Raw genomic sequence first — 8,396 nt, 5'->3', positions numbered from 1 at the left:
CATCAGATTTTTGAATAAATAAATGTGTGGACTGACCTGATGCTCCGCCAATAATTACGTCTTCTTTGCCATCACCATTGACGTCTGCTACTTCTATAGAAGGACCAAGTTTCGATTGCTTATAAGGCAATAATCCCTCAAGTTCAAAATCATCGTAATTATTTTCAACGTGCTGATAATCAAGGCCGACATCCGTCTTATCTAGTTCGACTAATAAAGTTTCAGTCTTATTTTCTGAACTCGCAGATTTAGATCTCTCAATGGCATCGACTTCATTTACTTTGATGGTTTGGTTTAAGGAAACATTGTACATAATATTTACTTTACCACCTGGCCATTGCACAAGAACTGAATCAATTTTGCCATTATAATTTCCAACACCAAATACAGCTTCAGGTGCCACAGAAGACCTATAACCCCTTACTCGCATCGATTGCACCAGTTGGCTCTGGCCTTCATAAAATATTGATACTCTAGAATATGACTCACTTGAGTTGCCAACAGTTTCTACTTTCAAATAGCCATGACCTCCCTTCTCGATAGTCGTGTTTTTGTAGACAAATGCCTGTTGATCTATATTATTCACCACCAGATCGAGATCTCCATCATTGTCTAAATCTCCATATGCTGCACCATTCGAAAAAGATGGCGTTTCAAGCCCCCAATCTGCAGACACATTCTCGTATTTGAGATCATTTTCTTGGCTATAAAGGATGTTTGATGTTTTCTCAGAAGGCATATTGAAGTATATTTTCTTCTTTTCTTCAAGTGGTACATTTCCTTTAAATTTCCGCTGGGCATAAAATACCTTTAATCTAGTATCGTTATCGGTAGCATATCTTCTGTACCCGTTCGTAACGAATATATCTTTCGATCCGTCCAGGTTGTAATCCGCCATGAGTACAGCCCAACTCCAATCAGTTTTGGCCACCCCACTTATCTGAGCAATATTTCTGAAATGATTATTGCCCATGTTAAGCTGTAGGGTGTTGTACATATATTGGTGAACAAAGTCTAAATCATCAACCAGCAAATTGAATCTTTCAGTATTCATTGAAGCCATCAATGTCTTTGACCTGTAATGACTGGAAGCTGACATGTCTAAGACAAAAATATCTGGTTTCAGGTCATTATTGACATCAGCTATATCAACCCCCATTCCATAAAATGAGACCTGACGAGTATGCTTTTTTATTTGATCTTTAAATGTTCCATCACCTTGATTGATATACATGGCATCGGGGATATAGTAATCATTGGCGATATAAATGTCGAGAAGATTATCATCGTTGAGATCTGCGATAGAAAGTCCTAACCCAAAAGTTGGGTTTAATAAACCGGCAGCCTTTGTTACATCGCTGAATTTTCCATTGTCATTTTCATAAAGATGACTTGAGCTCTTATATTTTAGCTCATCATTATCTTTGAGCATTTCAAAGAGCTGTGTAGGAGGGATTCCAAAAAGTGGTGTTTCGTTCATGACGAAACAATCGAGGTCACCATCAGAGTCATAATCAAAAAATGCCGCCTGAGTACTTATAGCATTATCATCTAGACCATACTCTGCTGCTTTTTCAGTAAAACTGTTATTCTGATTGTTAATAAAAAGTAGATTCGTCCTTTTACTTTCATCGGGCCCTCCCCGACTTATGTATATATCTAACCAATCGTCTTTATTGATGTCTACTAACACAACGCCATTAGACCATCCACTGTATTCGGCCAGTCCGGATTGTTCAGTTATGTCTTCAAAAATAAAATCACCTTGGTTGATATAAATTCTATTATTAACCTGATTGGCTGTAAATACTACGTCATTTAAGCCATCATTATTCAAATCACCGATGGCTACTCCTGACCCATTGAAAAAGTAATCGTAATCAAAAACATTGTATCCGTTACTGAGGTCTTCAGACAGACTATTAGAAAAATCGATACCGGTTTTTTCAGTGGTTAGTAATTCAAAAACTTTATTAGAGGGCTCTCGCTCATTGGTTTCTTTTTCTATTGAACCACACGACTGAACAATTATAACAGTAGCTATAAATATTTTGATGTGACTGCTCATACCACTAATTGATAATTAAAAGACCCTGCTGATACCAGCAGGGTCTTTAGTTTTAAAAAAGTTAAAACAGACTAATTCAATAATGTAATTGATAGATTCTCTGACGCTTCATTTCCGGTTTCATCTTTAGCTCCGGTGATCACGACATCAAAATTCAGAATTTGATTAGGTATTTTAGAACCACCAATTGTCGGTGTGAATGTCAGAATAAGCATCTGACTACCCGCTACTACTGGTTTTTCAACTACAAAATCATCAAACTGAGCTGACGACACATCATAAGATACAGAGTCACCAGCCAGGGGCTCTCCAAAATCGAAAGTTAAAGAAACCTTATCAATCTGCCCATTTTGGACTATTACTTCACTATCAGCTACAGATGCGGTTATTACATTATCTATAATAAACGCATTTTTAAATGTTTGAGTGTATGATGGAAATCCTGATACTATTTCTGCCCCATTAAAACTAAAAGACACAGTGTCAGCATTTGCTGCGCCTGCTGTATAAACAAAAAAGTATACATCTTCATCATCCGTAGACTGAGTCCAGACGCCCTGTACATCATCAGTGTTACCTCCAGCCGACACACGGGTAATCGTAGGGTCGGTAATTAAATTACCATCACTGAAGGTCACAAAAACAGTATCTTGTGCTCCAGCCATTAGTCTTCCATTTGATTTGGCACCAAGACTAAACTCCACTATCTCAACCCTGTTAGGATCCTGGATTACTGGCGCGTACCGAAACTGTGAATTGAAGTATGAGAACCTACCTGTTCGTGTTACGTCACTTGTAGCATTACTAAGGTTAAACACTCTTCCATCTGTTAGTACTAACTCAAAATCAATTAGAAACACATCGTCCACGCTGAAATTTCCAGCGGATGTTCCTACATGATTTGCAAGTTCATTAAGCGTGGCTGAAAAAGTCGCCTTAGGAAGCCCATTGGCACTAGTTTCATTAAACTCAGCCGCAGAGATTGTTTCAAAAGTTGAAATTGCAACAGTATCAGTTCCAATATCATCCTGGTCGGCAAAGCCAACATTTACTCTAACTTCCTGAAGAAGCGATCCCTCAGCTCCATCTTGTACTTCGAGCTCGATTGTATAAGTCGAACTCAAATCAGCACTATCAAGGGCATTTACTTCACCAAGATTTCGAATTACAGCTCCCGTCTCAACACCATCGATAATTTCATTTACCAATTTTTCTTCACTGCACGATGCTGCTACAATAAGCAACAGCGTGACAAAAAGTGATTGCAGTATATATTTCATAACTATTGGATTAAATTTTAATTAGCTAAAAGTGTTGTACCTGTATCCCAGAACACGCGGTCTTGCACACCATCCTTCTGAGCAACAGCAGAATTTCGTTCTACAAATACCGGAGGGTAGAAAAACGATCTGAAAAAATCACCTGGTTCTTCTTCCAAATTCGGCTGTAGGGTTGAAGGTCGCCCTGTTCTTCTGTAGTAATTCAGGCCATCGAGACCATTACCAAAGAGCGTGACAAAATACTCAGAACCAAGTATATTAAGTCGCTCACCTTCAGATGAGGCACTCGCAAAAATTTGTGCCAGCTCGGTTTGGTAAGCCACATCATCATCTTCATCAGGCAACTCTGAGATATCGGCTGTAGCATCTCTTGAACCAAATTCTCTTACTTTAGCAAAAGATTTTCCCACACCACTTACTAAGCGATCTTGTGCCACTGCTACATTACCATCGATTAAGGCCATTTCTGCCCTCATCATATCTACCCAGCTAGCCAACATAATGGGTGTAATACCAGCTCCTTGAGCACCAAGACTTATACTTGCAATTACTTCAAAAGAATTGTCGTCTAATCTACCTCCCACGGGATAAACACCATAAGCAGTCCTCAACTGTCCATCTGGTGGTATACCATCATCGTCACCATGATCTCTACCCCAATAACCTTCTGGCAAACTGCAGAAAACATCGTTAGCCCCATAATGATCAGGCTTCGTCTCTTCTACGCAGTTTATCAAATTAGGATTGTCCTGAGGCACAAAACTGGTTTGTCTGTAGAAGTAGTACTTCATCCGAGGATCTGGGCCTTCAAATACAGCAACCCCATTGTTTTGCTTATCATTCTGCATGTAATCCATCAGCCAGTTAGACATATAGGTGTTTGCCCCTCCAGGTGTGTAATTGGTGATGTATTCAGGATGTCTGGTATCAGGATTATTATTAGAAATCCCCCATTCAAACTGAAAATCCTGACTGTTTGAGGTTATAAATTCTCCACTCGTTACAATATCATTGAATTTACTTTCAGCACTAGTGTCTACTAATCGTGTAGCTACATAGATTTTCATCTTAATACTGTTAGCCGCAGCAATCCAATTGTCCCAATTGCCTGAATAAAACAAGTCATTAGAAGGTTCTAATGAAGAAATTATTTCAGTATTAAAATTGGTAATTGCATTATCTAGCAATGTAACTGCAGCAGCATATACACTTTCACCACCATCGCCAGCTACCCCAGGGTTGAGGTTTGCCCCACCCTGAAGTGCTTCTTCATAAGGAATATCGCCAAAAAAGTCGACAAGCGTTACAATAATGTATGCCTCAATAACCTGAGCCATTCCAATATGATGAAGTTGTCCGGCTTCTTCGGCTAAAATGGTCATTTCTCTTATATCCTTTAATATTTTCTGATAAGAGTCTTCCCATTCTTCGTCAAATCGGGTTGGGGCAAAGGCGTTCTGATAATTCCTTCCGTCCATATTAAGAATACGAACAGTCTCAGCAGCCTCCACTTCCAAAGAAGCTATGAGCGCTCCAAAGTTTACCTGCACTTCGTTGATGTAAAGATCTGCAGTAGCCTCATCAGTGGCTAAACCGTTTGGATTTTTAGTTAAATCCAGTTCTGTTGTATCACAACCTGCCATAAAAAACACTACCGCGGCTATGATTGACTTATATATATTTTTCATAGTCATTTTTCTTTAGAATGTGAATTTTAAAGTACCGCCATATCGTTTCGAGCTTGGCCCGTTGAGATAATCAAAACCTTGTCCGTTACCAACTCCCAAACCAGCTACGTTAGGATCGAAGTTTGTCCCCTCCGGAATGTTAACTGCTTCGTACCAAAGGTTAAACCCAGAGGCTGTAAGTGTTACCGAGCCAAATGGTGTTTTGTCTAAGATATTTTTTGGTAGAGCATAACTCAGTGATATCTCCTGAAGCCTAATAGTCGTGGCATCAAATACACCTAACTCATCAGGACCAAAAAGCACATTGTCGAAATAAAAACTAGAGTTGTTGGTTTGTAGGTCATTTTCAACATACACAGGGTCTGCATTTGACCCTACATTTTTAACACCTGGTAAGATAAAGGTGCCCAGTCGATCTTCTGTATCGGTGGTTAAACCTCTACCGAGTAGTGTAGACACTGTTCTGGAGTAAATGTCTCCCCCTTGTACCCAGTTAATTACCGCAGATAATGTGAAATTTTTGTAATTAACAGAATTAACCACATTCAGGGTAAAATCAGGAATAGGATCTCCTATTTTAAATGTACCTTGTTCTATTACGTAGTCTCCCACACTATTTAGTACAAATTCTCCGTCTGGGCTACGTTGAATTCTATTACCCAACATGACCCCAAGTGGCTCTCCTACTTTTGCAAAATTTCCAAGATTGGAGAAACCAGCGATGGCAATCTGATCCGTTCCCGGACTTAGCTCTATTACTTCACTTTCTATTCGTGTAAAGTTTGCTCTGGCATTCCATTTTACGGCAGTGTTTGCAAAAATATCTACCCCAAGATCTATTTCTATACCTTTGTTTTCAACTTCACCAATATTGGTAAAAGTGGCAAGGAATCCTGTAGAAGGATCAAGAGGCTGTTGAACAATCAGGTCTGTTGACGTTCTCTTGTAATAAGAAAGATCCAGGTCAACTCTGTTATTCCAACCGAAAATTTCTAATCCTACTTCAAATTCTTCCTGTCTTTCTGGTTTCAAGTCAGGGTTACCTAATAACGAACCAGTTGTGTTAGAAGAAATTGTAGCACCACCCGGATCTAGGAACTTTCTGGAGTTTGCAGAAAGAACTGAAACGGTCGGATAGCCTTCTCTAAACCCTGCTGAGGTTCCGAAACCTGCTCTAATCTTGAGTAGGTTCAGAATGTTAGGGTTATTGGTTAGAGATGGAAGAATTTCTGACAATATTACCGCTGTACTTATACTAGGATAAAATAGTGAGCGATTGTCTTCTGAGAAATTAGATACGGCATCCCTACGACCAGCTAATGTCACAAATAAATAACCGTTATAGTCAAACTCAGCCTGACCGAAGAGCCCTACAATATTCTGCTCTTCAAAATATTGGATTGGAGATTGATCAGTAAAGTTAAAGTGTCTGAAAGTACCAAAAGCCACTTGATTTACACTTGTTACTCCTTGTCTGTCTAGTACAGTTCTTCTACTTGTTGCACCCAGGTTGAAGTTTAACCTCAGTAACTCTGTGATATTATAATCGCCATTAAGCGTCAAAGTGTGGTCCCAAATTGTATTTTGGTTATCAAAGGTTCTATATAAACCAGTAAGAGGCCCTTCAACACCCCCTTTATTTTGTCCACTTTCGTTTCTCTCGTTGTAAATATCATAACCAAGACGATAAGCTACATTCAGATTTTCAGTTATGTCATAGCTCGTACCTAAAGTACCAAATACCCTATTTGTCAATTGGCTATTAAAAGCATTGGCCACCGTCCATCTTGGGTTTTGGATATCATTACCATTTCTGTAATAGACACTACTTCCATCTATCGGATTTTCAAATGGAAGATTCATCAAATCAATACTTCTTGGAGTAAAGAAAACGTGTCCGAAAACGGAAGACGAAACTGGATTGTTACCATCTGGATCAAAAGCTCCATTTCCTTCACTTGCAGAAACCGGAGGTGATTGCCAATCAGTTCTTGACAAAGTCATGGTACCGTTAATAGAGAGTCCATTATTTAGTTTGGTGTTACCTCCAACGCTAAAAGATATTCTTTCTAGTTCGTTGCCTGGGGTAAATCCTTCATCGTTTAAGTAACCAAAATTTAGGTTGTAGGTACTTCTACCATCATCGCTAACACCTCGTGCATTGACTGATGTGTTAGAAACGATTCCTGTTCTAAAAAACTCAGAAACATTATCATAAGGTACCCATGGGTAATCATGATCCGGTTGACCTTCTTGAAATTGAGGAAAAGCCGCTCTAAGAGCAGGGTTTGAATACTGAGAGTATGGGTGAGGTAGATTACCGTTTTCATCTATTGAAGAATCATTAGCCCAGCCTGCCAGACCTTCTTCATAGAAGCCCGGTCCCCAGTTACTAAAGAACCATCCAAACACCTGGTCAAATCCATTACCAAAGCTATCCTGATAATCTGGAAGTGAAGCAATCTTATTTGCAAACACTGATTGGGATACTGAGATATCCATTTTTTTACTTGCAGTACCAGAGGCTCCTGATTTGGTCGTAATAAGTACCACTCCGTTACGACCCTGTGTACCGTAAAGTGTGGCTGCTGCAAGACCCTTCAAAATATTGATTGATTCAATATTGTTAGGATCTAGATCCACAAAACGTGAAGAACCACTACTGGCACCATCTACAAAGTCACGGCCGCCATCATTATCCCCATCAGCAGAGTTTGTGTTGGTATTAAATGGTACACCATCAATGATAAACAATGGTTGGTTATTACCGGTAAAGGAGGTATATCCTCTAATAAGAATATTAGTACCGGATCCGGATAAGCCACTTTGCTGTGTAATTTGTACACCGGAAGCTTTACTTCTGAGTGACCGAACTACATCGCCCTCAGTTTTATCAGCAACTGCATCTTCATCTAGTGTACTTACAGCAAATCCAAGTGCTTCTTTTTTCCGCTCTATACCTTGAGCAGTCACCACAACTTCAGAAAGTTGTTGTACATCGGAGGCCATTGCAACATCAATCACTGATCTACTACCCACATCAATTTGTTGGGTTTCAAGACCAATGAATGAGAAGATCAAAGTACCTCCCTCATCAGGAATCGACAAACGGTAGTCACCTTCGACATCGGTAACCGTACCAACTGTTGTTCCCTTCAAAACTACGTTTACACCAGGCAGAGCGCTTCCGTCATCGGAGCTTGTTACTTTACCTGTAATGGTTCTGTCTTGTGCCATTACAAAAATGGCAAAAGAGAAAAACCAAAAAAACAGTAATAGTTTTTTCATAGGTTTTTTGGGTTAGGTTTGACATATAAATTCCCCCTAGGTTGGAGGGACTCAAATCAAGATACAAAAAAA

Annotated in this window: 4 protein-coding genes; all 4 read right to left on the bottom strand. The window is 39.5% G+C overall.

Going from position 1 to position 8,396, the window contains the following annotated elements; genetic code table 11:
• A partial coding sequence (locus E1176_RS10435; RefSeq protein WP_185152743.1) for a CRTAC1 family protein occupies nucleotides 1-2,068 on the bottom strand: 2,068 nt, incomplete at its 3' end.
• Nucleotides 2,069-2,139: 71 nt separating this feature from the next.
• Entirely contained in the window at nucleotides 2,140-3,348 is a 1,209-nt protein-coding gene (locus tag E1176_RS10430) for a hypothetical protein (protein ID WP_155210551.1), read from the bottom strand.
• 17 nt (nucleotides 3,349-3,365) lie between these two features.
• Nucleotides 3,366-5,036: a SusD/RagB family nutrient-binding outer membrane lipoprotein gene (locus tag E1176_RS10425; protein ID WP_185152742.1), complete on the bottom strand. Its 1,671-nt coding sequence runs from the start codon at nucleotides 5,034-5,036 to the stop codon at nucleotides 3,366-3,368.
• A gap of 12 nt (nucleotides 5,037-5,048) precedes the next feature.
• Nucleotides 5,049-8,324, bottom strand: a complete 3,276-nt coding sequence (locus E1176_RS10420; RefSeq protein WP_155210549.1) for a SusC/RagA family TonB-linked outer membrane protein — start codon at nucleotides 8,322-8,324, stop codon at nucleotides 5,049-5,051.
• Nucleotides 8,325-8,396 lie beyond the last annotated feature (72 nt).

Source organism: Fulvivirga aurantia (assembly GCF_009711475.1).
GTDB classification, from domain to species: Bacteria; Bacteroidota; Bacteroidia; order Cytophagales; family Cyclobacteriaceae; genus Fulvivirga; species Fulvivirga aurantia.
The sequence above is the reverse complement of the archived record's forward strand: the minus strand, read 5'-3'. Positions and strand labels throughout refer to the sequence as shown.